Here is a 26098-nt window from a genome sequence, read left to right as displayed (position 1 = left end):
CGGAGCGAAACCGTGAAAGAAACCGAAATTTCGAAACACACCATATCCGTTCTGGTGGATAACGAGTCCGGCGTTCTGGCCCGTGTTATCGGGCTGTTTTCCGGCCGTGGCTATAACATTGAAAGCCTGACCGTCGCCGAAGTCGACGCCAACGCCCACCAGTCGCGCATTACCGTGGTTACCTCGGGTACTCCGATGGTGATTGAACAGATCAAGGCACAGCTTTCCCGCCTTGTCCCGGTACACAAGGTCAGCGATCTGACCCTTGCCGGGCCAAGTGTCGAGCGCGAGCTTGCATTGGTCAAGGTGATCGCATCGGGTGAAAAACGTGTGGAATCCCTGCGTATCGCCGATATCTTCAAGGCGCGCGCAGTGGATGCGACCAATGATTCCTTCGTGTATGAAATCATCGGCAGCCCTGAAAAAATCGACGCCTTTATCAAATTGATGGAGCCGCTTGGGCTTTCGGAAATTTCTCGTACCGGTGTGGCTGCAATTTCGCGCGGCACACTGACGATGTGAGTTTGCCCTGCCCGGTGATCCGCATCGGGTACGGCATTGGGGCCTGCCCCATAATAATTATTACCATCCGCCACGCATGAAAATCAGCGTGGTCCAACGTCCAGAGGTATCGAAAGATGCGTGTTTATTACGACCGCGATGCAGATGTTAATCTGATCAAAACCAAAAAAGTTGCCATCATCGGTTACGGTTCGCAGGGCCATGCCCATGCACTGAACCTCCATGATTCCGGCGTTAAAGAAGTTGTTGTTGGTCTTCGTGAAGGCTCCGCTTCGCGCAAAAAGGCAGAAAATGCTGGCTTGAAAACCATGACCCCGGCTGAAGCTGCTGCTTGGGCAGACGTCGTCATGATCCTGACCCCGGATGAGCATCAGGCTGCGATCTATGCCAACGAACTGCGCGACAACCTGAAACAGGGTGCCGCCCTTCTGTTCGCACACGGCCTGAACGTTCACTTCGGCCTGATCGAGCCGCGCGCTGACCTTGACGTCATGATGATCGCGCCGAAAGGCCCGGGTCACACCGTTCGTTCCGAATATGCACGTGGCGGCGGGGTTCCGTGCCTTGTGGCCATCGAACAGAACGCATCGGGCAACGCGCTTGAAGTTGCTCTGTCCTATGCTTCGGCAATCGGTGGCGGTCGTTCGGGCGTTATCGAAACCACCTTCCGTGAAGAGTGTGAAACCGACCTGTTCGGCGAACAGGCTGTTCTGTGCGGCGGCCTCACCCAGCTGATCAAATACGGCTTCGAGACCCTGACCGAAGCTGGCTATGCGCCGGAAATGGCCTATTTCGAATGCCTCCACGAAGTTAAACTGATCGTTGACCTGATGTATGAAGGCGGCATGGCCAACATGCGTTACTCGATCTCCAACACCGCAGAATACGGCGACTATGTCACCGGCCCGCGCGTTGTTGATGCATCGGTCAAGGAACGCATGAAAGAAGTTCTTGCTGACATTCAGGAAGGCAAATTCGTCCGTGACTTCGTTCAGGAAATGCATTGCGGCCAGCCGATGTTCAAGGCAACCCGCCGTCTGAACGCTGAACACGAAATCGAAGAAGTTGGTACCAAGCTGCGCGCGATGATGCCGTGGATTGCTGCAAACCAGCTCGTCGACAAAGAAAAGAACTAAGCTCCGCTTGGATCGTTCTTACGCAAACGGCCGTCCCGATGGGACGGCCGTTTTTGCTTTGGGCAGTCATTTTGATTAATCAGGCCCCGTGTTTCATTTGACCCACCGGGAACCTGAGCTCGGTCAAGGCCCAGATCACCGCACACAGGATCGAAACCGCCAACCCAAGCGCCACGACGGCAGGCCATTCGCCCATGCCATAGGACACCGCTGCACTGGCCGAACCAAAAGCCCCACCCAGAAAATAACTGGCCATATAGCCCGTGGTCAGGCGGTTACGCGCTTCGGGGTTCAGGCGGTAAATCTCGCTCTGGTTTGAGATATGCGCGCCCTGAATGCCGAGATCAAGCAACACCACCCCGATGCCAAAGGCAATGATTGACCATTGCCCCCAATACAGCAGCGGCCAGCTTGAGATCGTCACACACAGGAAGCCACCAGTGCTGAGCCGTGCCCAGCCCTTGTCGGCGAGCTTTCCGGCAATGCGGGCTGCCAGAATGCCAATCGCCCCGATCAGGCCGAACATCCCGATCATGGCCTCGGACATCTGATACTGGCGCACCAGCATGAAGGCCATCGCGGTCCAGAAAATACCAAAGACCGCATATTGCAGGCCACCGATCAGGCTGCGTCGACGCAGTACGGCCTCATCACGAAACAGATGCAGGATCGACACATAAAGGGTGCGATAGCTGGTGTTCGAGGTCGGGGCCAGGTGCGGCAACACCCGCCAACAGGCCACGGAATACATCGCCATCAAAGCCGCCGCGACAATAAACACCGACCGCCAACCGGCAAGTTCGGCCATGACACCGGAAAAAGTGCGCGCCAGAAGAATGCCCATTAGCAAGCCGCTCATCACACCGCCCACCGCCGAGCCGCGCTTTTCATCCGATGCCAGATGGGCCGCCAGTGGTACGAGAAGTTGCGCTGTTACACAGGTGGTGCCGACCACGACACTAAAGGCCGCAAGTAACATGAAAGACGGGGCAAGCCCCATCGCCAGCAGCCCCAATGCCGTTAAAGCCGATGTAATGACCAGGAGTTTGCGCCGTTCGTGATGATCGCCCAGCGGCACGACAACAATCAGCCCTGCCAGATAACCCAACTGTGCCAGTGTCACCAGAAAACCGGCATTGGTTTCGCTAAGGCCGTATTCACGGGCAAGAAGTTCGAGCAACGGCTGAACATAATACAGACTGGCAACGGACAGGCCGCTTCCAACCGCCATAAAGGCCAGAAGACCGGTTGTCAGGGTGGGCTTGGCATGCATTTTCGGGTGGGCCTTAAGTCGGTTGGTGGTGCACCTACGATAGCCGCCAAATCAAAGACTTACAATCCAGGTTCAGGACCCATTAATTTGGTTAAATGGGTCCTGAACCTGACGCCTGACACAGGTGCCGTGCCGGTATGGAACCGGTTGATCCCGCCACGCACAGCAGCCATTCGCAAAACCGCTTGCTTTGCGCTGGATTTCAAAGGCCGACCTGTTTAATTCTGGGCTTTAAAACTCTCACTCAAAAACGAGTATGATGAATGTCGGACACTATTGATATCGCCCCCGAGGTCGCAGAAGCCTTTGCCGCAGGCAAGCCTGTTGTCGCCCTTGAATCCACCATCATTTCCCATGGCATGCCCTATCCGCAGAACCTTGAAACCGCGCGCGCAGTTGAACAGGATGTGCGTGACAATGGCGCGATCCCGGCCACCATTGCCGTGATCGGCGGTCGCTGCAAGATCGGCCTGTCCCCCGAAGAGCTGGAATATTTTGCCAAGGGGACCGACATTCTCAAACTGTCACGTCGTGACATCCCCTATTGCCTTGCCAAGAAACGTGATGGCGCCACCACCGTATCGGCAACCATGATCCTGGCCGAAAAGGCCGGCATTCGCGTCTTTGCCACTGGCGGCATTGGCGGGGTGCATCGTGACCTTGCCGGGAACTTTGATGTCTCGGCCGATCTGACCGAACTTGGCAAAACCGGTGTTGCGGTTGTTTGCGCCGGCGCCAAGGCGATCCTTGATATCCCCAAAACACTTGAGCATCTTGAAACGCTTGGCGTGCCGGTTATTGCCTATGGCACCGATGAATTCCCGGCATTCTATTCGGTCGAAAGCGGCCAGAAAGCCCCGTTGCGCCTTGACACGCCCGAAGAACTTGCCGCCTTCCTGAAATCGAAATGGGAATTCGGTCTTGAAGGGGGTGCGGTGATTGGCAACCCGCCAGAAGCCGACAAGGCATTGGCACGCGAAGCGATCGAAGGGGCGATTGACGATGCCCTGATCGAAGCCAAGGAAAAAGGCATTCAGGGGCGTGACGTCACCCCCTTCCTTCTGGCCCGTGTCACCCAACTGACCGAGGGCAAAAGCCTTGAAGCCAATATTGCACTGGTGCGCAACAATGCCCGCCTTGGTGCGAAAATTGCCGCTGCCATGGCAGACTGATCGACGCTTCGTCGTCATTGAACCTCAAAAAAAAACAGGCTGGCGAAGTTGCCGGCCTGTTTTACGTTTAGCTGCGTTGATAACCTTTGCCCTCGAACCCCGGCTTGATCCGGGCATCATCGACTGGCGCACCCCATGTCGTCCTGCAAGGCAGGACACCGGCCCAGACGCCAAGATCATAGTCTTCTTCATCATCAACCGGATCACCGGCCCGGATTTTTGCCGAAACCTGATCAAGGTCAAAACCAATAAACATGGTGGCCTTGAGTTCCTGCTTGTTGGGTTCTCGGATATGTTCCCACCGACCCGGTTCAAGCTTTTCGGTGAACAGTCGGGAATGCTCCATTTTCTCGGCGTCATCGGCCACAAGGGTTCCTTTGCCATAGATAACGACCGACCGGTAATTGGCCGAATGGTGGAACGCGGAACGCGCCATCACCAAACCATCAAGATGGGTGATGCACAGGCAGGCCTCTGCCCCCTCGGCAATGGCTGCAAGGATCCGGTTCTTTGACGCGCCGTGGATATAAATCCGTCCCCCTCCCCGCCAATGAGCGGTCGGAATCATCGCCGGGCGGCCGTCCACGACGGTTCCAACATGACAAATCAGCGCATCATCAATGATGGCATGGACCTGATCGCGGTCATAGGAAGCACGCTTGGCACCCCGGACAACTTTGGTGTGCGGATGGACTTGGTATTGATCAGACATAACAGACCCCGAATTCAAACTTGGTGGCAAAACTGCGCCGATCATGGATCAAATTGGACTTTTCAAAAGGTCCACTATAATAAAAATGACAGGACCAATTTTTCACCGGGGTCGCGATGGTGCGCAGTGATTACAGCTGGATCTATCCAAGCCAGTCGAACAATGCCGATGATGATGGCGGGACCACCGCTTATCGCCGTCTGTATCATGGCATCAGATCCGCCATTCTGGATGGCCGGTTGCATCCCGGTGAACGCCTGCCGGCCAGTCGCGATCTGGCAAAATCACTTGGCATATCTCGTAACACGGTGGTGACCAGTTTCGATCTGCTGACGTCAGAAGGATATCTTGAAACCCGGGTTGGTGCCGGAAGTTATGTTGCCGCTTCCTTGCCGGACAGGGATATGCAGACGGGTCAAAACGCCACAGACAAACACGCCATAGCCCCCGAAGACCGCGATGTCCGGCTCAGTCAAAGTGCCCAGCGCATGCTGACCTATCAGCGGCGCTTTGCGCGCTTTCGGGTAGCCCGGCCATTTAACCCGGCGACACCGGATCTTGATGCATTTCCGTTTGATCTTTGGGCCCGATTGCTGCGCCGGTCGTGGCGTGCGCCAGATATCGACCTGACCATCCCCGATGATCCACTGGGTCTGCCGCTGTTGCGCGATGAAATTGCCAAATGGCTGCGGCAATCCCGCGGGGTCAATTGCAACGCTGATCAGGTGATGATCGTTTCCGGCGCGCAGCAGGCGCTTGATTTGGCCGCGCGCGCCCTTGTCGATCCGGGCGACATCATCGCTACCGAAGACCCGGGCTATGAAGGCATTCGGGGTGTGCTGGCGGCAAGCGGGGCTGTGGTACATCCGATCACGGTTGATGAAGACGGCCTGGATGTCGCAGGCCTTGGCAAAACATCCTCGCCCGCACGGATTGTGGTTACCACGCCATCAAGGAACTATCCGCTGGGCACAACACTTTCACTCGCACGACGCCTGTCGCTTTTGCAATGGGCCCAGGATAACGATGCCTGGATTGTCGAGGATGATTACGACAGCGACTATCGCTATGACGGGCCGCCGCTGTCATCCCTGCAGGGCCTCGATACCGATAATCGGGTGATTTATGTCGGCACGTTTTCACGGGTGATGTTCCCCGGTATCCGGCTTGGTTATCTTGTTCTGCCCCCGGCACTGGTTCCGGCCTTTCGTGGCATTCGTGGTTTTGCTGATGGCGTGCCCGCACCAACAACGCAGGCCGCACTTGGTGCCTTTTTCGCCGAGGGGCATTTTGGCAGCCATGTGCGCAAGATGCGCCTGCGATACGGTGAGCGCCGTTCGCACTTGAAAGACCTGATTGCGGGTGATGCATCCGATATCCTGTCAGTCATGCCATCAGATGGCGGATTGCATCTTTGCACCCGTTTGATTGCGGATCAGGATGATATTAAAATCCAGGAAGAACTGGTGAAGGTCGATCTCGATTGTCGGGCACTTTCATCCTATTTCCATGATCACCGATCAAGAAGTCAGCCAATCCCCGTGCGCGGTCTTGTGCTTGGTTTTGCCGGCTGGAAAAAAGATGTGATTTCGCAAAGTTTCAGTGAACTGGTCAGAACCATCAAACGTATCTCTTGATGTACCCCGAGCCAGAGAGAGTGCTTCGACTTGCCTCTAAATGCTGTCACAGTCGTTTCACTCTCTCCCCTCCGGCATAAAACCCCTCCCCCAGAAGTTCAAAACTTGCAGGAACACAGATGACTGAACGCCCGATCGCCGTTATGTGGTTTAGAAACGACCTGCGATTGGCGGACAATCCGGCCCTTTTGGCGGCCTTGAAATGGGCCAGGGAAAATGACGGCGCTGTGCTTCCGGTCTTTATCCTTGATCCGGTGATTTCAGATCAGTTGGGCGGTGCGACGAAATGGTGGCTGGAAAAAAGCCTTTCGGCGCTCAATAAAGACATCGCAGATCACGGCGACACAAAATCCGATCGGGCACTACGCCTGTTCAAGGGCGATGCGAAAACCGTTCTTGAAGCCGTCGCCGATCACAAACCTGTTCAGGCAGTTTTCTGGAACCGTCTTTATGACCAGCCCTCGACCGAACGCGATATCGACATCAAATCAGTGTTGCAGGACCGCGGCCTGACGTGTGAAAGCCACAAGGCGAACCTGCTGTTTGAACCGTGGGAGGTCAAAACCGGTTCAGGGACGGATTTCAAGGTCTATAGCCCGTTCTGGCGGGCCTGTCAGAAACTGCCGACACCGCGTGAACCCTATTCCAAACCCAAGAGTATTGCGCTGTTTAAGGGTGACATTGAGGGTCAAATAAACATCACCGACTTTGATCTTTCCCCGAAGCCCGTGAATTGGGCCGAAGGCCTCGAGGAACGTTTCACCCCCGGCGAACAGGGCGCAAAAGACCAGCTATTTGAGTTCATTGATGATCGATTGACCGATTACGCAGATATGCGCGACCGCCCGGACCATCGAGTGACATCGGAACTCTCACCCCATCTGCGCTTTGGTGAAATCAGTCCCTATCAGGTCTGGCATGCCGCCAACCATTATGCTGATGCCAACCCGGGCAAAGGCAAAACCGCATCAAAATTCGTCGCCGAGCTCGGCTGGCGGGAATTTGCCCATCATATTCTGTTTCACGCCACTGATCTGCGCACGGTCCCGCTACAGGGCCAGTTCAAGAATTTCCCATGGTCCGAGGACGCAAAAGCCCTTCGGGCCTGGCAGAAAGGCCAGACAGGCTTCCCGATTGTCGATGCTGGCATGCGCGAACTTTGGCATACGGGCTATATGCATAACCGGGTACGGATGATTGTCGGCTCCATCCTTGTGAAACATCTTTTGATCCATTGGCGCGATGGTCTGGCATGGTTTGATGACACCCTTGTTGATGCCTGCCCGGCCAACAATCCGTTTTCATGGCAATGGATCGGTGGATGCGGGGCCGATGCAGCCCCCTATTTCCGTATTTTCAATCCGGTGCTTCAGGGTGAGAAGTTTGATCCCAAGGGCGAGTATGTCCGGCAATGGGTCCCGGAACTGCGCGACATGCCCGAACAATACATCCACAAGCCCTGGGAGGCCTCCCCGCTTATCCTCAAGGCCGCTGGCGTGACATTGGGCACGACCTACCCCGAACCCCTGATCGGCCTTAAGGAAGGTCGTGAACGCGCCCTGGAAGCCTATCAGGATATGAAAAAGGCTGTCGGGTGAACCCGACAGCCCTTGGCATTTGACACGCTGTTTGGCGCTACTTCCAGAAAACCTTCTGATCGATAAAGTCATGCATCGCGTCTTCGATACCCTCAAGACGATGATCGGCGCGCGCACCAAACCAGCCCGAAATCAGACCAACTGCAATCATGCCGTCTTTTGAAAGCTCAGGCGCCAGGGCCATCAGGCGCGCCTCGGCAACTGCGGCGTCCTGAAGCTGGCCGAGGATTTCCTGCATCGTGGTCAGTTTGGATCGGAACTTCTTGACCTTCTTCGTGCCATAGATCGCGCCGAAGAACTCGGTCCCATAGCGCATCTGTTTGACATCAAGGCGCAAGGCGTGAAGCTGTGGCGTGCTGAGCCCCGCAACATGATCACCACGTCTGGTGACACGTTTATAGGCCTGTTCAAGAAGCGGTTCGGCCATTTCTGAAACCGGCGCAGCCATCGCCTTCATCTGCACGGCACTGGCACCTGACGCCCAACGTGAATAGCTGGCCCATGCCCCGAGCAGCAAAAGCAACTGTCCGTATTCCGGCTGATCCAGCATATTGCGCGCGGCACCAAGCGCTGCTTCGCGTTGCTTTTCTGCCGCCTTTCTCAGCTCCGCGATGCCCGCATGATCGGGGAAACGTTGCTCGATCATCGGCAGCGTCTCGGTCAGGAACACATCCCAATCGCGCAGACCATCAAGGCCCTTGCTGCAAAGTTTAAGCAACCGGCGCAGCAAAACCGCCTCGCCCGCTGGCAGGTTTTTCTTGAACAGGTTCAAGGCAACCCGCAGACGCCGCATACCCACGCGCATCTGATGGCAGCCTTCGATATCAAGGTCCTGACGGACACAAACCTCGTTGCTCAGTATCATCCGCAGCCCTTGCGCAATCACGGCCCGAAAGGCTGTTTCCGCCGACATATCCGGGGTTAGCTGAACCGCTGCTGCGCGATAGGCGCCCGGCCCCTTACCAAGATACAGGTCACGACCGCGCGATGCCTTGGATCGCATGCTCAGCAACAGCGGAACGGTGCGTTGAAGTTCGAGTGCAAGGTCAAAAAGGGCTGCCGGATGGCCTTCTTTGAGCTCGAACTCGACCTCGGAAATCGGCACTTCCTTCTCGCCAGAGCGCACAACACCCTGATCAATCGCAAGCTCCATGACCGCATCGCGATACGTCAGATCCACTGCCCCGCGTTTGAGGTCACTCTCAAAGATGCGGTCGATCTTCTTTTTCTTCACAAACTTCTTGAGAAGCTTTTTGACGTCCTTGTCGGTGAAAAGGTCAAGATCAAGAACACCTTCTTCAAGCTCGACCGTCCATTCATTGCGTTCTGGCAGGGCCTCACGCAGGCCATTGGTCGCCTTGACGGTCTGTTCCCAGCCATGGGCGCCCTTCCTGCGCAGGCGGACGGCAAGGCCCTTTTCAGCCAGCGAGAGTTTCGGCGTATCGTGATAGATGGAAACAAGATGCGTTGTCACCAGACGGCGACCTTCCTTGACCTCGCGCAGGACCGGCGCACTTTTAAGGCGCGCAACATGTTTCGGATCGATGCGAAGCTTGAGTTCGATCTCGATCTGCTTCTCGGCCATCTGGTTCTCCCAAGCGAGTTATTATAACAGCGCAACGCACGCTGTTTCGCTACCAAGTAGTAACCAATTTTATGTTTCAGCAGTTTGAAACAGGCGGCAGGAATGATGGTAGCGAAATGCAAAATTTCCGCAACAAAAGGCAGAAATGCTACCGAAATCAAGCCTTAAACGACAGATCAACACTTTGCTCAGACGTTCGTTTTCATTCGAAAGCATTTTGAGTTAATTTTTGCGTGAAAGCAGTAAGGTGGTTGATAATCTATATGCCTACGATCTGGTCTGCATTGATCCAAATCCATCTTGGCGAATCAACAAACCGACTTTTAGTTGCGTTTGTAAAACCCCCATTTTCATCTTGCGATTGCCAATTCATTCCCGCACTAATACCCATGGCAATCTGAACCATTTTTTGTTTCGTTATTTACGTGAAACAAGAATTCGATCATAGATTTTTGTTTTCGGACGTACCTCAAATTCCAAGGCTCCGCGCGAATGAATTTTTTCAAAAGCACTCGGTTTTCAACATTCTCTGCTTTCTTTGGTTTGGTCATTCTGTCGGGCTGCCAAACCGTCGATGTCCCGGATCCCAAATATAATTGGTTTTCATCAAATCGGATGTTTGGCGGCTTTAACGTACCATCAGCTTCAAATGTTCCGGTCAGCAGTGTTTCTGGGGGGGTTCAAGCCGGGAACTTCAGGCGGTCGGCAGAACGATGGGTGCTCAACTGTAGTGCTGGCGATATCATTATTGAGCACGCCTCATTCACCGTTTACGACCGACAAGCATTCGACAGTGTAAAGGACGAGACCAAGTTTATAAAACGCTTCGAAAAGCGCCTGCCAACCCCAGATACTCCTTATCGCATTGAAAAAATAGATCAAATCGGGCCACTCGCAGTCGGACATATCGCATCTTTTGAGAATTTGGAGGGCGAACGCTGCCAACACGGACTTGTAATAATGCGAGCCCGCGACAAGCGGATAGATGAATGGGACTCCGGCTTTGTAGATACATTGGTAGATATTGATTATTGCGGAACGCCAGCATTAGACATCCGTAGTCTGATAGAAAACCTCAAACTTGCTTCGGAAATCCAGCCAAGAGATATACCTTCCGAAAATTGGTCGCCCGCTCAATGTCCCTCAATTGCAAGGCACTTTGACTTCGAGAAACCTCTCGACACAAAGTCTTTTGCAAAAATGTCGCTCATCTGGAACGGGAAATCTGTCGAAAACGAAGTTCGCGTCGTCGAATTCAATTCGAACAAACGTGAAGGCTTATTCAAATTCGCCAATCACGAAAATATTCTCTGCAGCGGCACTTATCAATCTGCTACAGACTTCCCAGTCGTTCAAGGCAACTGGAGTGTCATTTGCGACGATGGAAATTCGGCAATCGGAGAGTTCGCAACGTCCAAACCCGGTGTCATTATCGGCATTGGATACGACGCGAATGGCAGAGTGACCCGCTTTGAGCTGACGAACTTCGTTCTGAAAAAGAATGATTTGAAGCTCTCTGAAAACAACGTGAAGTAGCTCTAAGAACTCTGTTACTTACTCAGCAGCGACAAATTTGCGAGAGATCACGGGGTATTGCGATGACGCAGCAGTTACGAAGGGCCAAGAAGTTAGTTGTTGTTTTTGCAATGGCAACTCTCTTTGGCTGTGTCACGAACTCGCCGCCCACCTATCAAAGTCTGGTCGCGAAGATCGACAAACCGGGAATCCCATTCCTTCATAACTATATGACAAAAGCGAAGTTCGAATGGCCTCAGATTGGAAATAACAATACCTACGACATTTGGATTCGTAGCAACGTCGTAGGTGGTAGGTTTTATGTATATGGAACTCAGAATTGTCTCGGCCACTACGCTATGAGTAAAAGCGAGTATGCCGCTGATGGCCATTGGATAATCATTTGTGAAAATGACAGCTTGGCCAAAGGGACACTCATACTGTCCGAGGATCGAAGAATTCTTGCTCGCGGCGAAGATCAGAGCGGGCAGTCAGTAGCATGGCAGTTCGTAGACGTTCGTTAAGCTCACCCTGCTTGCTGGCCCAAATCGCCCACCTAACCAAAGAGCCAATCTCTCCCCACACCTTCGAACAGGTTTCATTAAATTCATAAGTGTTTATCGTGCTCTAAGGACGTAAAACACCGAGGGAAACAATGAAGTCTGAGAATTTTTTGCAGCGTCTTGCTGCAAGCATACCTTTTCTATTGCTGGCCGCGTGTCAAACCACCCCGAATAACAGTTTTTCCGAATGGCAAGAAAAACCACTGATGAGCACTCGGTTCAATGTGCCTACAGTTTCAACGATACCTGTTACCAAGCTGGAACAAAGTGACCGCAACAATGGCCAAGTGCAGAATGACCGCCTACAGTTAGCGTGCGGCCAAGGGTTGGTAATGATAGAATACACCTTTGACGTTTGGTTCACCCAACAAACTGAGACCGCGCTGGCAGATGAAAGCAAGTTCCGCGCAACGTTTAATAATTCAGAAATTTCTGTCGGTGAGATTTCGCCAATCACATCAAACGCAAATGGCAAAGCAGTTGGCTATTACGGAAATGCGAGTTTGAATGGTCAAGCCATCTGCAAAGTTGCTAAGTTTGGTGTTCGTGCAAAGAAGGGGCGCAAGATATACGACAATGACCGGGGCGGCATAGATACAGTTGTAACGGCCTTCTACTGCGGTTTATCTGAATTCGATCTTGAACGCTTTACCCACAACATCGCCCTTGTTGAAGACAAGGAAGCATATGGCGCAAGCATCGCCAATCTAGATACCCCTCAGTGCAAGGCTAAAACTTCAGCGTCTTTATTCCCCGAAAACACCGCCGGATAAGATAAAAAAGGTTACAGGCATAACGACGAAGAGATGTCGTGGTAACTAAATACGTATACTTCGAAGGATGCCCGCTTGATTGCCGGGCATTTTTTTGTTCGCCGAAAACCTACTTCCCGGATCTCATCATTTGCGATGTGCCAAACTTCGCTTAAAGTCACGAAGTCAAAGCTGCATCTGAGGGCACGAATGCACTCTCGAACACAAAAAATTATTATTTTGGCAGGTCTCTGCAGTTTGGTCATTGGCTGCACTAGCAAGTCGATCCCCCGCTACGAGGATTGGCATCCCCGGCAAGAGCTCTCCAGCCTGCCATACTCCACCAATGATACAGTGCAAATCGACTTGAACTGGTCTCGCATAGGTCCGTTTTCAAAGTTAGCCACACGCCTTAGCGCGAACGTCCTCGGTGGGGAAATGGAGTTATACGGCGCTCAATTCTGTCGTGGCCAATTCGTGCGGAACGATAACATGCTTCCCGCGAATGGATGGTGGGAGATCATTTGCGCAGATGGAAGTTACTCCGCTGGAAACTTTCGCGTTGGACAGAATGGTGACATCCGCGGAACAGGCGCAGATACCAACGGCGAACACGTATCCTTTGATCTTCCACTGCCGAAGTAGTTCGCAAACCAAACAAAAACTACAACAAAAAACCCGGCCAAAAGGCCGGGTTTTTTTGGCTACCGAAAGATGGTGCCCAGGGGCGGACTCGAACCACCGACACGCGGATTTTCAGTCCACTGCTCTACCAACTGAGCTACCTGGGCAAATCCGACTTTCGTCTCCGTTTCCGGAGTGTTCCCTGCGGAACGAGCGGGGTTATACAAACTCCTTTGGGGCTTGTCCAGCCTCAAATCGCATTTTTTTTGTGATCCCGCTACGGATTAAAATTCTTCTTCATCTTCAAGGTCTTCGAGATACTCGGGCGGTTCGGCGGCGGGGATGGCGTAGCTTTCGTTCATCCATTTGCCAAGGTCAAGATCCGCACAGCGTTTGGAGCAAAACGGCTTGTATTTTTCATCAGCCGGTTTGCCGCAAACCACACAGTCGGAGCTGGCTGTTTTCGTTATCTTTTTTTCACTCATACTCGTTTTTCTCCAACCGATAGGCATCGTCTTCAAGGCCCGGGTCCGTGACAATTTTTGGCGCACCCCCAAAAGCATTTGTCAGGATTTGGATCGCATCCGTCCGATCCGCAAGTGCCTTTGCCACGCAGGGGCTGACAGACAGAACCATCGCGCCAACCATCCCGTTTCGGATTTCCGCCACAACGTTGCGAAGCATAGAATTCAACGCAGCATCGGTCAAAAGCGGTGCGTGTTCCCGCTTGGTAAACAGGGTAGCATGAAGCGATTCGCCCGCCCGCTGACGACTGAATTCATAAAGTCCCAATCGCGTGAAGCCACCAATCTGGACCGCACCATCAAGTTCCGCGCCAAAGGCTTCGCGAATTGCCGCATCGAACTTGTCGCGCCCGGCGCGTGATTTCATCCGCAGCGGATCAATCACCACAAGCCCGCCAATGTTGCGTAGACGGATTTGATGCACGATCTCGTTTGCGGCCCGAACATTGACTTCAACAGCGCGGGTTTCGCTATCGCGTCCAGCCTCTGCGCCGGCGGCGTTCACATCAATCGCGCATAGTGCAGTTGCCGGCTCAATCGCGATCCAGCCGCCCCCTTGCAGTTCGACACGGGGGGCGAGCGCAGCGGCGATTTCGTCCTCGATATCCTGATCGTTAAATAACAGTCGGCTGCCGGTATGACGCACCAGATTCCCGTCGGACCGACCAAGCATCGTCAGCAACCCACGCAGTCGCACGAATTCGTCGGTTCCGTCGACAATACATTCACCACCGGCCATCAGATGCCGTTCGATCACCTGATCGGTTTCCGATTGTGCCTTGCTGACCAATCTGGGCTTGGAAGCCTCAGAGAGCGCCTTTTGAGCCTTTTGCCATTGCGATTTCAGAAGTTTGTATTCAGCGGTGATCGCATCACGCGTCCAGTCCAACGCGACGGAGCGGAGCATAATGCCGTCCTGACCGGCCTGAAGGGACGTCAACAGATCAAGCAGTTCGGTGCGCCTTGCCCCGTCCTTAAGCTTGCGAGGCAATTCAATATGGTTCGCAACGGGTCGCAGGATCATCCCGACACCTTCAATCGCAATCCGGGCCGTCAATTTCACGCCCTTGTCTTCGAAGCCAAGGCGGGAGATTTGTACCAAAACCCATTGTCCTTCGTGGAGTGGGCCGTTATGGCGATCAAAAGGAAGAAGTCCGTCGGGTAAACCGTCAAGAGCAACCATGGCCGCAGCCATTTCCGGCATCATCTTCGAGACACGGCCAAGATGGATATCAAAGCGTGCGGGTCCACCGCGATCAATCCACAGCCGTGTCAGGCGATCATTCTCGATCAGGGCAACCCTGCGCTCAAGCGCAACGGCATCAATCAGCAGGCGGGTAAGATGTTTGCCGCCAACTGCCATGATCAAACCTCTTTGGGATAATAGCCAAGACCGCGCAACAGACCGTCCACCTCGCAAAGCGACAGTCCGACGACATTGGAGTACGATCCCGAGATCGCCTTAACAAAGGTCGCAGCAAAGCCCTGGATGGCATAGGCCCCAGCCTTGCCCTGCCATTCATCATGGGCAAGGTAACGCTTCAGGTCATCCGCGCCAAGAGTACGGAACTTTACCTGTGTCTCGATCACTCGGGACCGTTCGGTACCATCGGCTGCGATCACGCAGATGCCACCATAGACACGGTGCCGACGCCCTGAGAGGAGCTCAAGAAACTTTCGCGCCTCTGCCACGTCTTCGGCCTTGCCAAGCGCACGTCTGCCGCAAGCAACAACCGTATCAGCCGCAAGCACAAAAGCCCCGCCATTGCTTTTGGCAACGGCACGGGCTTTTTCCTCCGCAAGGCGAAGAGCAAGCCTGCGCGGGCTTTCATCCGAAATTGGCGTTTCATCGATATCTGCGGGAACAACCTGATCTGGCACAATTCCGATCTGCGCAAGCAGCTCAAGACGGCGCGGCGATGCAGATGCCAGTATCAGTTTTGACAAAATGTGGCTCCCGGATATCCGTCCCAGACCGTTTCAATCAGAAATGTGATGATTACTCACATTTCCAGACGAGCAGCAAAAATGCGCCCTCACGGCAAGGGTAAACGCCCCGCCAGACAAGGTCAATTTGCGCTTGGTCGTGGTTTCAGATTACTTGAAACGGAAGGTAATACGACCTTTGGTCAGGTCATAAGGGGTCATTTCGACGCTGACACGGTCACCGGCGAGAACGCGGATACGGTTCTTGCGCATTTTACCCGAGGTATGGGCAAGGATTTCGTGGTCATTGTCCAGCTTCACGCGAAACATCGCATTGGGCAGAAGTTCAACGACAGTGCCCTGAAACTCGATAACGTCTTCTTTAGCCATGTGACTCCTAGCTTTCGTATTGCAATATCAAAATACCGGTGGGCCGCAAACTGCTCTGAACCGGGCAAAAGGTCAAGTCCTTTCACGCGCAAGGCGTGGCGTTACAGCACTGCGTAAAACGAATGGCCTGACAACAGGCTCTCCAAATCGCGCCAAAATGGATCATTCAAACAGAATACAGCTTGATCCCTTTTCGAACACCTGCTTGCCCCCTAAGATGTTCACTGAAGATGCCTGTAACTGAAAGCGCTCACTTATGACCAACCCGGACTTCACTGAAATTCGACGTGCCCGACGCGAAGACGCACCGGCACTCCATGCCATGATCTGCGAAATTGGCAAGGCGACCGGATGTGCGGACAAAATTGCCAGCACACCCGATGATCTGGCGCGTGATGGATTTGGTGAAGATCGCGCGTTTGATGCCCTGATCGCGATAGCAGAGGACACACCAGTCGCGATGTGCCTTTTCTTTCCAAGCTATTCGACCTTTCGGGGGCGGGCCGGGCTTTATATTCAGGATCTTTATGTTGCACGAAGCCATCGTGGCGGCGGATTTGCCCGACGCTTGGTTGGTGCTGTTGCGAAGCACGCCCGTAGCAGCGGGAAATCCTATATCCGGCTATCGGTTGATGTGGACAACATGACCGGCCAACGGTTTTACGAGAAGCTTGGCATGCGCCATGCCGAGGATGAGAAAATCTATATCCTTGATGGCGCTGCGTTTGACGCACTCACCACATCGGATTGACGCACGGGATCACATGGTTGGTGCCGGGCCGATCGGGAAACGGTCCAGAATGCGTTTTTTGATTTGGTCGCGCACCTGTCTATAGGCTTCAAGTCGTATTTCGCGCGAACCTTCGACAATCGTGGCATCAAAGGTATTCCAGAATTCCACATCACACGCCATCGTGCGGGTCATTTCGACCGCACGGTGCTGGGCTTCGGGTGACATGGTGATGATCAAATCAAAGAACCCGTCTTCAAGCTGATCAAAGGTTTTGGAATTATATGAGGAAATATCAAGGCCAATTTCCTCCATCACAGCAACGGCAAACCCATCAAGGTCACCCGCACGCACCCCGCAACTTTCAACATAGATGCGGGTTCCATGATAGTGACGCATCAAGGCAGCAGCCATCACCGAACGCACGGCATTATAGCTGCAGGCAAAAAGAACCGAGCCGGGGAGTTCTTCTGCCACCGTGCCTTAACCCCGGATGTGAAGGACACAAATCAGCGTAAACAGGCGACGGGCCGTATTCTCATCAATCGTCACCTTGTCAGCAAGCAGTTCGCGCAGCTGTTCGGAGCCTTCGTTGTGCAGACCACGCCTGGCCATATCGATGGTTTCGATTTGCGCGGCACTGGCCTTTTTGATGGCGTCATAATAGCTTTCGCAGATCATGAAATAGTCTTTGACGATCCGGCGAAACGGCGAAAGCGGCACGGGAATGGTCGTCAGGTTTTCGGTATCGTCATCGCCGCGCACATCCATATAGATGCGGTTATCCTCGATGCGCATATGCACCGAATATGGCCCTTCAAACCCGCCAGCCGGCTCGAAGTGATTCTCTTCCAGCAGGTCATAGATCGCCACCGCCTGCTCGTGCTCGACCTCAGGACGGCGCCTTACCTTGTACTTCTCGTCAAGATAGATACCGGCAATACACTGGTTTTCTGCCATGGCTCTCTCCCTGCGGTCCCCTCACACGCTGCATTGCAACAGCTTACATCTGGTTTGAACGGATCGCTACTGAAAGTCCATGCGCCTGCAGACCTTCGCTTTCTGCAAGGGCGATTGCCGCCGGGCCGATCTTCGCCAGACTTTCGGGTGTGCACTTGATCAGCGATGACCGCTTGATGAAGTCCAAAACCCCAAGACCGGACGAGAACCGCGCCGAGCGGGCCGTCGGCAGGACATGGTTCGGGCCGGCAACATAGTCGCCAATGGCTTCGGGCGTATAACGTCCCAGAAAAATGGCACCGGCATGATGAATGTCTTCTGCCAGTGCATCCGGGTCGTCTACCGCCAGCTCCAGATGTTCCGGTGCGATCCGATCCACAAGGGCCGGAGCCTGCGACAGATTTTCGACCAAAACAATTGCACCAAAGTCGCGCCAGCTTGCCCCGGCGATTTCCGCACGCGGCAGTTTTTCCAGATGCGCATCAATTGCCACCTGCACCTGACCGGCAAAGGATGCATCGTCAGTGATCAGGATCGATTGCGCCACCGGATCATGTTCGGCCTGCGACAACAAATCTGCGGCCACCCAGCTCGGATCGTTGCTGCCATCGGCGACCACAAGAATCTCGGACGGACCAGCAATCATATCAATGCCAACCTGCCCAAACACACGGCGCTTGGCCGCAGCAACAAATGCGTTGCCCGGGCCAACGATTTTATCGACCGGCTTGATGGTCTCCGTCCCATAGGCAAGGGCAGCGATCGCCTGCGCACCACCAATCCGATAGATCTCGTCAACACCAGCAATGCGGGCAGCGGCCAGAACCAGCGGGTTCATTTTGTCATCCGGGGTTGGTACCACCATAACGAGGCGTTCAACGCCGGCCACCTTAGCCGGAATGGCGTTCATCAGAACCGATGACGGATAGGATGCCAGACCGCCCGGCACATAAAGCCCTGCGGCCGATACCGCACGCCAGCGCCAGCCAAGCTCGACACCACTTTCATCCGTGTAGCGCTCATCGGCCGGCATCTGCTTTTCGTGATAGGCATGAATGCGCTTTGCTGCCAGTTCCAGTGAATTCAGAAGGTCGGGATGAACATCGGCAATGGCCGCATCAACCTCGGCAGCGGTGACAGCCATGCCCGAAGCGTCGATATTCAGACGGTCAAAGCGATTGGTATACTCACAAACGGCTTCGTCACCGCGCGCACGGACATCAGCAATAATGTTAGCAACGGCCGCATCAACGTCTGCATCCGATTCCCGCTTCATGCCCAAGAGCTTGACGAAATCTTCCTCGAAACTGGCGTCAGTAATGGAAAGCTTAAGCGGCATTGAGCACCTCGGAGAAACGGTCGATCCATGGCTGGATATCGGTCGGTCGGGTCTTGAGCGCGGCACGATTGACGATCAGTCGCGATGTCACATCTGCAACGTGTTCAATTTCACGCAGTCCATTGGCCTTAAGCGTATTACCCGTGGAAACAAGGTCAACAATACGGCGGCAAAGACCAAGGGTCGGTGCCAGCTCCATCGCACCATTCAGCTTGATGCATTCAGCCTGCACGCCACGCTTGGCAAAATGGGTACGCGTGATGTTCGGGTATTTGGTTGCCACCCGCACGTGCGACCAGCGCGACGGGTCATCGCCTTCGATCATTTCCTCGGGCTCTGCAACGGCAATTCGGCAATGACCGATATTGAGATCAAGCGGTGCGTAGATATCGGGATAATCAAATTCCATCAGGACATCATTGCCGCACACCCCGATATGCGCAGCGCCAAAGGCGACAAAGGTTGCGACGTCAAAGCTGCGCACGCGAATGATATCGATATGCGGATGGTTGGTTGAGAACCGAAGAGCGCGGGATTTCGGATCATCAAATGCCGCTTCGGGTTCAATCCCGGCGGATCGCACCAGCGGCATTACCTCATCAAGAATGCGCCCCTTGGGCAGGGCTAGCACCAGCTTTTCGTCACTCATCAATCAATCGCCTTACGCGTTTTTCAGTTGTCCGGTAGCCTTGATATCAGGCCGGAACCCGGACACGTTCGATCTGCGCCCCGCAGGAGCTCAGTTTTTCTTCAAGCCGCTCGTAACCGCGGTCGAGATGATAGACACGGTTAATAACCGTCTCACCCTCGGCTGCCAAGCCTGCAAGCACCATGGAGACCGATGCACGCAGATCGGTTGCCATGACTTCCGCCCCGGAAAGCTTCGCACTGCCACGCACAATTGCCGAACGGCCATGTACGTTGACATCAGCCCCCATACGGCTCAGTTCCGGGACATGCATGAAACGGTTTTCGAAAATGGTTTCGGTAATCATCGACGCACCGTTGGCAACCGACATCAGCGCCATGAATTGCGCCTGCATATCGGTCGGGAAGCCCGGATAGGGTTCGGTCATCACGTCAACGCCCTTAAGCGTTGCACGGTTACCACGGACTTTCATGCCTTCGTCGGTTTCTTCGACTTCAACACCAGCTGCACGCATGGCATCAACAAGGCTGTCGATCAGTTCCAAGCGCGTGCCGGTCAGCTCGATCTCACCACCGGTGATGGCTGCCGCAATCGCGTAGGTGCCAGTTTCGATCCGGTCTGGAACAACCGAGTATTCCGCCCCGTGCAGGCGCGGCTTACCGGTGACTTTAAGGGTATCCGTGCCAATACCTTCGATCTCGGCCCCCATGGCAACAAGGCAACAGGCCAAGTCGGAAACCTCGGGCTCACGGGCTGCATTGCCAATGGTGACAACACCGTCAGCAAGCGATGCCGCCATCAGGGCGTTTTCAGTGGCGCCGACCGAAACCTGCGGGAATAGGATATGGCCGCCTTTGAGGCCTTCGGGTGCGCGGGCTTCGATATAGCCCTCGGTCAAATGGATTTCCGCCCCCATGGCTTCGAGCGCCTTGAGGTGCAAGTCAACCGGACGGTTGCCGATCGCGCACCCACCGGGCAGCGACACACGCGCCACACCACAACGCGCGACAATCGGACCGAGCACCAACACCGATGCACGCATCTTGCGCACCAGATCATAGGGTGCCGTGGTTGAAGTGATTTCCTTGGCGGTCATTTCCAGAACGCGGCCATTATGCCCGCCATTGGGAGCATGCCCGTTCAGATGCAACGCAACACCATGCTGGGCCAAAAGGTTGGCCATTGATGTGATATCTGCCAGATGCGGCAGGTTCGACAGGGTCAGCGTTTCATCTGTCAGCAGGGATGCTGCCATCAACGGCAGAGCCGCGTTTTTGGCACCGCCGATTGCAATTTTGCCCTGCAGGCGGCGACCACCGGAAATCTTGATCTTGTCCATTCAGTCCTCATTTGTGCTGTGCGCATTGGCACAGCAATCGCGTGTCTTGGTGTATCACCACCAGATTTCTGCCATCCCTTTATCACAGGCGCGGCAATGTGACACCTTTTTGGCCCATATATTTGCCTGCGCGATCCGCATAGGAGGTATCGCATTCACTTTCCGCTTTCAGGAAAATGAACTGACAGGCCCCTTCATTGGCATAAATGCGCGCCGGAAGCGGTGTGGTGTTGGAAAATTCAAGGGTCACATGCCCTTCCCATTCGGGCTCCAGCGGTGTGACATTGACGATGATGCCGCAACGGGCATAGGTCGATTTGCCCAGACAGATCACCAAGGTGTCGCGCGGTATGCGGAAATATTCCACCGTGCGCGCCAAGGCAAAACTGTTGGGCGGGATCACACAGACATCTGTCTTGCGATTGACAAAACCGTCATCGGAAAATTCCTTGGGATCGACGATGGCCGAGTCGACATTGGTGAAAATCTTGAACTCGTCGGCGACGCGTGCGTCATAACCGTATGAGCTGACACCATAGGAAATCACACCATCGCGTTTGAACCCGTCAACGAACGGTTCGATCATTCCTTTTTCCTGCGCCATCTGGCGTATCCAGTGATCCGGTCTTACCGACATCGTGCACCCCTGTTTTTGCTAAATTCCCAACCACGTTCAGTACTTACGGTTTTACCCGCCCGTTGGCATCGAGATCAACCAAACGATGCGCGTGTCGACCACTAGGATAGATGAAATAAAGACCGGCTGTGATCAGTCCTCGCTTTTTTCATCCTTGGCGGACCCGCCTTGGTCATTTTTACGCGTACGTTGCTGTTGCTTGCGCTTGGCCAGGTTGGCACGCAAAGCTTCCGCTTCACGCTTTAAGCGTTCCTCGTTCACGGCCGGACGCATATCAGATTTTTTGGCAGTCATGGTTCCGTCAGATTTGTCCGAGTTGATTGATAGCCCCGTTATAAAACAGCACGCGAAAAATTACAGCCGATCTTGACGAAAACAGGGCGAAAAGCCCTGCCACGGGAACAATCGAAAAACTTCGTATAATTCAGGCTTGACCAATTACTGATACGTGGCCTATAACCCGCCCGCACCGCAAGGGCTCATGCTGCTGTAGCTCAGGGGTAGAGCACTCCCTTGGTAAGGGAGAGGCCGGGAGTTCAAATCTCCCCAGCAGCACCATTGCCCACCGGTCAGCCTGATTATCGGGCTGCTGTAGCTCAGGGGTAGAGCACTCCCTTGGTAAGGGAGAGGCCGGGAGTTCAAATCTCCCCAGCAGCACCATTTTCCAATGCATTCCCCTTTTACATTCGCAATCCATCACCGCATTACATTAGGTAGCTAATGGTATAGAACCGTATTCCGTAGAGTGCGCTAACCATTATCCCAATAACGGACAGCGGAATAAGGACCGTTGGGCAGCCAATCGCCCACGAGTAAATCTCCCGGCCGCCATTCAAAAGCGCAAGACCAAAGCCCTTACGTCGATCGAGTAGCTCAATAGCCGTGGCACCGAACAGGGTTCCGACCAGCATTGCTGTGACAGCCAAACCTCCTGACATCCCCGGCGATTTTCCCTCAACAAAGAAAAAACACAAAAACACCAAGAAACCAGCGAGAACGGCATCTGAATGCGACTTTTCGTAGCTACCCCGCAGCTTCCCCAACAACCCAACCGTCGCAATGGCGATCAAAGAACTCACAATGATCGCTTCGAATCCCCACAAATCGAGCAAGTCATGATAGCCCCATAATGATGGCACCAACATTCCTAAAACCCATGCCAGAAGTGCTATAAACAGAAGAAAAACCGCATTGTAGACCACCGAACAAGCGTACGCAGTTAAGCGGCAAGAAAAATCGCCAGATGTTGTTGGGACGCTGCCTTTGTGCTGGAACTGGAGTGCCGCGGAAAAACTGGCGAACGCGAAAACAAAAAACAATGCGTCTGAAATTATCGCCCCCAAAAGAATCAACGGCAACATTAGATAAACCAACACATAACACCACTTTTTGTGGTTTTCGCGTCGACTGAAGCCTTGGAACTCAAGTATCCGAGCCAGCAAAAGAGGAAGGGACAAGCCCCCCAGCAGGATGAACAAAAACCCAATATGCTCCAACTCGAGTCTGTCGCCTATGAGACCTATCAGAACTACCAAGAAAACGAATGATTGCTTTCTCCAATAGAGATTTTGGCTATTCACGGGGCGGAAAATCGTGTGCGACAAACTTGCCTTCATCGAGACCCATGCAAGGGCACGTCTTTTGAATTTGTACCCAAATTCGATTTGGTCTGCTCGCCACGCCAGCAAGCATATCGGGAACATGAAAAAGAAGATTACAGGCAATGGAGACCACGCTCCTTCGCGGTTCAACCAATAAGCCGAGACATACAACGCCACATTCCAGTCATCTCCCCCGAGGAAAACTTGTGCACCGATGGGCGCAGCCAAACAAAGAGCAATGAGCAGGAGCATTCTTTTTGCGTAAAGTCTTCGCGCCAGCAGTGTGAAAACGCAGGTGAGAACGATTGAAAGCCATAACCACGAGGGGTCCACTTCATTCGCAGAAGAAGGAAAATCCTGCGTCAGTTGACACCAAAGCAATGCTGAAACAATTAAGCCAACAAAACCATATATGGCATCTCGCCGGGTGGGATGAGCTGAAAACGAATAAACCCAGAAGCCCAGGACCAACGAAAAGGCGAAACCGAAAACACTGACGGTTACCGAATGTGAGCGCCCCGGAAAAACATCCATCCAATTAATGTTGAATGCATGTAGTACACCAAGACCCTCAATAACGGCGCAGATGGTCCAAAAAATCGACAATCCGGCAAAGACACGTGAAGTGAATTTGTGGACCGGCTTACCAAGCCATGACGATACATCGTCTGTATGTGAACTCTTTTTCGAACGCATCCCGGACACCTGCAATCTGAAGTTGACCAGATAATCGAAGACAAGCTGAGAACCTGCAACGAAAAAGTGGCCAGCCGGAAACTATGAGCTCACAAGTAGAGTTGGAAATCTCCGGGCAGATTATCCGTAGAAACTGCGATACCATTCAACGAAATTACCGATACCGGTTTCGATCGAGGTCGCCGGCTTGAAGCCAACAGCATCGGTCAGCGCATCGACATCGGCATAGGTTGCCGGAACATCGCCATCCTGCATCGGCAGCATGTTTTTCTCTGCCGTCTTACCGATTGCCTTTTCGATCGTATCGATCATGTACATCAGCTCGACCGGGCTATTGTTGCCTATATTAAAGACCCGATAGGGTGCCGAACTGGTTGCAGGATCGGGGTTGGCCGAATTCCATTCCGGGTTTGGTCGGGCGACGGTCGAGATGCAACGATACACACCTTCGACAATGTCATCGATATAGGTGAAATCGCGGCGCATCTTGCCTTCGTTAAAAACGTTGATCGGCTTGCCTTCCAGGATCGCCTTGGTGAACAGGAACAGCGCCATGTCCGGCCGTCCCCATGGACCATAAACGGTAAAGAAGCGCAGTCCTGTCGTCGGCAGTCGGTAAAGATGACTATAGGTGTGGGCCATCAATTCGTTGGCTTTTTTCGATGCCGCATACAAGCTGATCGGATGATCGACATTGTGATGCACGGAAAACGGCATTTCGGTATTCATGCCGTAAACCGAGCTGCTGGATGCGTAAACCAGATGCTTCACATTGTTGTGCCGGCATCCTTCGAGGATATTGGTGAAACCAACAAGGTTTGCATCAATATAGGCATGCGGATTTTCGATCGAATAGCGCACACCGGCCTGTGCCGCGAGATTGACCACATAGGTCGGCTTCTCGGTGGCAAACAGATCAGCAATGCCTTCGCGGTTTTCGAGGTCCATGCGGACGAATTTGTAACCCGGTTTACCTTCCAACCGCGCAAGCCGCGCCTCTTTGAGATTAACGTCATAGTAGTCATTGACGTTATCAAGCCCGACAACAGACGATCCTTGTTCCAACAGTTTCAGGCAAAGGTGGGAACCGATAAAACCGGCTGCACCTGTGACAAGCACCTTTTCATTGGCCGGGATGATAAAGTCGGACATGTGCGGCGGGATTCCTGATTGAATTACAGTTCTCGACGCTTGCAGCGTCGTTGGAAAATTTGGAATTTCTGATACCAGCAAGGATGCGGGTGCGCAAGTCATCATGCGTAACAATACAAGTGCGAAACCCTGTATTATCAGGGACGTTTTGCAAACGAGACTCCGGCCCTATTTTCTGCTATGGTGGGGCGTTATATAAAGATCATTCCGATGCAGAGTACGACGTAAAGTCAGATGATTTCAGCCGGTCAAACCATAGCCAACCCAAATGGGGGTGGATTGGGCGTTATCCTGAATGTTCGGGAAATCGCGCAAACCGCCGATGGACGCGTTTTGGCCGAATATGAAGCCATCGAAGTCCAGCGTCAGGGCGGCAACACAACCGGCCTATCGCCCTATGCGGTTGCAGGCACCGGACCTGAGGGCGCGCGCACCCGCATCGTTGATCCGCGTACCCTGACCGAAGCACAGGCTGTTGCCGGTGGCATAAGTCGCGCGGAATACCGCGAAGCCAGGGATGCCAGCGAAGAAAACGGCACCAACCAAGGAAGTACTTCAGCCAAAAGGGATCTCGACCCGGCAGAAGAAGCTGTGGTTAACCAACTGCGCGCCAGAGATTCTGCCGTTCGTCAGGAAGAAGAAGCGCATGCTGCGGCAGCCGGACCTTATGGCTCCGCCCCGCAATACACCTATCAGATTGGCCCGGATGGTAATGCCTACGCCATTGGTGGTCATGTTGATGTCAGTGTTTCGGTCTCCGGTAGCGCTGAGGATCGTGATCGCGCGTTGGCAACATTGCAGAACGCAGCGCTTGCCCCCAATGCACCATCTGGTGCGGATATGGCAGCTTTCCGCAAGGCCAGCCTGCAAAGAGCAACCAGTGATAGTATTGAACCGGTGAACACTACCAAAGAATCCGTGCAAAATGGGGCAACGGCTCGAAACGGCGCACAACAGAACGTATCAATTACCGTGTAATTTTTACGCTCGCAGTTCTCTCTGATCCCCTGATATACTATTCGACGTGCGACAAAATACTTACCCTTGTGTCAATATACCTATTCAC

General features: G+C 53.7%; 26 protein-coding genes and 3 tRNA genes. 12 read left to right on the top strand and 17 right to left on the bottom strand.

What is annotated here, in order from left to right:
• Positions 1-12 precede the first annotated feature (12 nt).
• Both ilvN and ilvC read left to right on the top strand, forming a co-directional pair.
• Entirely contained in the window at positions 13-522 is a 510-nt protein-coding gene (ilvN, locus tag HED22_RS17655; protein ID WP_167724712.1) for an acetolactate synthase small subunit, read from the top strand.
• Positions 523-638: 116 nt separating this feature from the next.
• Positions 639-1658 carry a ketol-acid reductoisomerase gene (gene ilvC / locus HED22_RS17650; RefSeq protein ID WP_167724710.1) on the top strand — a complete coding sequence of 340 codons (1020 nt, stop codon included), beginning with the start codon at positions 639-641 and terminating at the stop codon, positions 1656-1658.
• A gap of 79 nt (positions 1659-1737) precedes the next feature.
• On the opposite strand, the gene HED22_RS17645 is transcribed toward ilvC, so the two are convergent.
• Positions 1738-2931 carry an MFS transporter gene (locus HED22_RS17645; RefSeq protein WP_167724708.1) on the bottom strand — a complete coding sequence of 398 codons (1194 nt, stop codon included), beginning with the start codon at positions 2929-2931 and terminating at the stop codon, positions 1738-1740.
• 263 nt (positions 2932-3194) lie between these two features.
• Here HED22_RS17645 and HED22_RS17640 point away from each other — a divergent pair, with 263 nt between their 5' ends.
• Positions 3195-4103 (top strand): pseudouridine-5'-phosphate glycosidase, encoded by a 909-nt coding sequence (locus tag HED22_RS17640; RefSeq protein ID WP_167724706.1) that lies wholly within the window; start codon positions 3195-3197, stop codon positions 4101-4103.
• A 67-nt stretch (positions 4104-4170) separates the two neighbouring features.
• On the opposite strand, the gene HED22_RS17635 is transcribed toward HED22_RS17640, so the two are convergent.
• On the bottom strand, positions 4171-4815 hold the full coding sequence (locus HED22_RS17635) for a pyridoxamine 5'-phosphate oxidase family protein (RefSeq protein ID WP_167724704.1): 645 nt from the start codon (positions 4813-4815) through the stop codon (positions 4171-4173).
• Between the two features lie 116 nt (positions 4816-4931).
• Here HED22_RS17635 and HED22_RS17630 point away from each other — a divergent pair, with 116 nt between their 5' ends.
• Positions 4932-6452, top strand: a complete 1521-nt coding sequence (locus HED22_RS17630) for a PLP-dependent aminotransferase family protein (RefSeq protein ID WP_167724702.1) — start codon at positions 4932-4934, stop codon at positions 6450-6452.
• Positions 6453-6571: 119 nt separating this feature from the next.
• On the top strand, positions 6572-8050 hold the full coding sequence (locus HED22_RS17625; RefSeq protein ID WP_167724700.1) for a deoxyribodipyrimidine photo-lyase: 1479 nt from the start codon (positions 6572-6574) through the stop codon (positions 8048-8050).
• A 37-nt stretch (positions 8051-8087) separates the two neighbouring features.
• Here HED22_RS17625 and HED22_RS17620 read toward each other — a convergent pair whose 3' ends face one another.
• The gene (locus HED22_RS17620) at positions 8088-9635 is read right to left on the bottom strand and encodes a CYTH and CHAD domain-containing protein (RefSeq protein ID WP_167724698.1); all 1548 of its coding nucleotides are present in this window, start codon (positions 9633-9635) and stop codon (positions 8088-8090) included.
• Between the two features lie 492 nt (positions 9636-10127).
• On the opposite strand from HED22_RS17620, the gene HED22_RS17615 reads away from it, so the two are divergent.
• The 3 genes from HED22_RS17615 (at position 10128) to HED22_RS17605 (ending at position 12486) form a co-directional block, all read left to right on the top strand.
• Positions 10128-11171 carry a hypothetical protein gene (locus HED22_RS17615; protein WP_167724696.1) on the top strand — a complete coding sequence of 348 codons (1044 nt, stop codon included), beginning with the start codon at positions 10128-10130 and terminating at the stop codon, positions 11169-11171.
• A 62-nt stretch (positions 11172-11233) separates the two neighbouring features.
• The gene (locus tag HED22_RS17610) at positions 11234-11674 is read left to right on the top strand and encodes a hypothetical protein (protein ID WP_167724694.1); all 441 of its coding nucleotides are present in this window, start codon (positions 11234-11236) and stop codon (positions 11672-11674) included.
• A gap of 131 nt (positions 11675-11805) precedes the next feature.
• Positions 11806-12486 (top strand): hypothetical protein, encoded by a 681-nt coding sequence (locus HED22_RS17605; protein ID WP_167724692.1) that lies wholly within the window; start codon positions 11806-11808, stop codon positions 12484-12486.
• 694 nt (positions 12487-13180) lie between these two features.
• Here the strand turns inward: HED22_RS17605 and HED22_RS17600 are convergent.
• From HED22_RS17600 to infA, 5 genes are all read right to left on the bottom strand, one after another.
• Positions 13181-13256, bottom strand: a tRNA-Phe gene (locus HED22_RS17600).
• A gap of 117 nt (positions 13257-13373) precedes the next feature.
• The gene (locus tag HED22_RS17595; RefSeq protein ID WP_167724690.1) at positions 13374-13574 is read right to left on the bottom strand and encodes a DNA gyrase inhibitor YacG; all 201 of its coding nucleotides are present in this window, start codon (positions 13572-13574) and stop codon (positions 13374-13376) included.
• A complete protein-coding gene (locus HED22_RS17590) occupies positions 13567-14976 on the bottom strand; it encodes a ribonuclease E/G (protein ID WP_167724688.1) in 1410 nt (469 codons plus the stop codon). Before HED22_RS17590 ends, HED22_RS17595 begins: the two co-directional genes overlap by 8 nt.
• 2 nt (positions 14977-14978) lie before the next feature.
• Positions 14979-15560 carry a nucleoside triphosphate pyrophosphatase gene (locus HED22_RS17585; RefSeq protein ID WP_167724686.1) on the bottom strand — a complete coding sequence of 194 codons (582 nt, stop codon included), beginning with the start codon at positions 15558-15560 and terminating at the stop codon, positions 14979-14981.
• A 150-nt stretch (positions 15561-15710) separates the two neighbouring features.
• Entirely contained in the window at positions 15711-15929 is a 219-nt protein-coding gene (gene infA, locus HED22_RS17580; protein WP_007092059.1) for a translation initiation factor IF-1, read from the bottom strand.
• 256 nt (positions 15930-16185) lie between these two features.
• Between infA and HED22_RS17575 the strand changes: the two genes are divergently transcribed.
• Positions 16186-16680, top strand: a complete 495-nt coding sequence (locus HED22_RS17575; RefSeq protein WP_167724684.1) for a GNAT family N-acetyltransferase — start codon at positions 16186-16188, stop codon at positions 16678-16680.
• A gap of 9 nt (positions 16681-16689) precedes the next feature.
• Here the strand turns inward: HED22_RS17575 and HED22_RS17570 are convergent, their stop codons facing one another.
• From HED22_RS17570 to HED22_RS17540, 7 genes are all read right to left on the bottom strand, one after another.
• Positions 16690-17136, bottom strand: coding sequence for an arsenate reductase ArsC (locus HED22_RS17570; protein ID WP_167724682.1), 447 nt, complete (start codon positions 17134-17136; stop codon positions 16690-16692).
• 6 nt (positions 17137-17142) lie between these two features.
• Positions 17143-17619, bottom strand: coding sequence for a UPF0262 family protein (locus HED22_RS17565; RefSeq protein ID WP_044828074.1), 477 nt, complete (start codon positions 17617-17619; stop codon positions 17143-17145).
• Positions 17620-17662: 43 nt separating this feature from the next.
• Positions 17663-18958, bottom strand: coding sequence for a histidinol dehydrogenase (gene hisD, locus HED22_RS17560; protein WP_167724680.1), 1296 nt, complete (start codon positions 18956-18958; stop codon positions 17663-17665).
• A complete protein-coding gene (hisG, locus tag HED22_RS17555; protein ID WP_175581298.1) occupies positions 18948-19607 on the bottom strand; it encodes an ATP phosphoribosyltransferase in 660 nt (219 codons plus the stop codon). Before hisG ends, hisD begins: the two co-directional genes overlap by 11 nt.
• 46 nt (positions 19608-19653) lie before the next feature.
• Entirely contained in the window at positions 19654-20946 is a 1293-nt protein-coding gene (gene murA / locus HED22_RS17550) for a UDP-N-acetylglucosamine 1-carboxyvinyltransferase (RefSeq protein ID WP_167724676.1), read from the bottom strand.
• 82 nt (positions 20947-21028) lie between these two features.
• Positions 21029-21583, bottom strand: a complete 555-nt coding sequence (gene dcd / locus HED22_RS17545; RefSeq protein WP_044828071.1) for a dCTP deaminase — start codon at positions 21581-21583, stop codon at positions 21029-21031.
• A gap of 132 nt (positions 21584-21715) precedes the next feature.
• On the bottom strand, positions 21716-21877 hold the full coding sequence (locus tag HED22_RS17540) for a hypothetical protein (protein ID WP_167724434.1): 162 nt from the start codon (positions 21875-21877) through the stop codon (positions 21716-21718).
• Between the two features lie 189 nt (positions 21878-22066).
• On the opposite strand from HED22_RS17540, the gene HED22_RS17535 reads away from it, so the two are divergent.
• Together HED22_RS17535 and HED22_RS17530 are read left to right on the top strand one after the other, a co-directional pair.
• Positions 22067-22141 (top strand) — tRNA-Thr (locus HED22_RS17535).
• A 27-nt stretch (positions 22142-22168) separates the two neighbouring features.
• Positions 22169-22243 (top strand) — tRNA-Thr (locus HED22_RS17530).
• A gap of 44 nt (positions 22244-22287) precedes the next feature.
• On the opposite strand, the gene HED22_RS17525 is transcribed toward HED22_RS17530, so the two are convergent.
• Both HED22_RS17525 and HED22_RS17520 read right to left on the bottom strand, forming a co-directional pair.
• On the bottom strand, positions 22288-23880 hold the full coding sequence (locus HED22_RS17525; protein ID WP_167724675.1) for a hypothetical protein: 1593 nt from the start codon (positions 23878-23880) through the stop codon (positions 22288-22290).
• A 120-nt stretch (positions 23881-24000) separates the two neighbouring features.
• Complete coding sequence (locus HED22_RS17520) at positions 24001-25032, bottom strand: NAD-dependent epimerase (RefSeq protein WP_167724673.1); 1032 nt, start codon at positions 25030-25032, stop codon at positions 24001-24003.
• Between the two features lie 234 nt (positions 25033-25266).
• Between HED22_RS17520 and HED22_RS17515 the strand changes: the two genes are divergently transcribed.
• Positions 25267-26010 carry a putative metalloprotease CJM1_0395 family protein gene (locus HED22_RS17515; RefSeq protein ID WP_167724670.1) on the top strand — a complete coding sequence of 248 codons (744 nt, stop codon included), beginning with the start codon at positions 25267-25269 and terminating at the stop codon, positions 26008-26010.
• The last annotated feature ends 88 nt before the right edge of the window (positions 26011-26098 follow it).

Origin of the sequence: Thalassospira sp. HF15, assembly GCF_011806525.1 — a bacterium.
GTDB lineage: Bacteria > Pseudomonadota > Alphaproteobacteria > Rhodospirillales > Thalassospiraceae > Thalassospira.
This window is presented reverse-complemented; position numbering and strand designations above follow the sequence as displayed.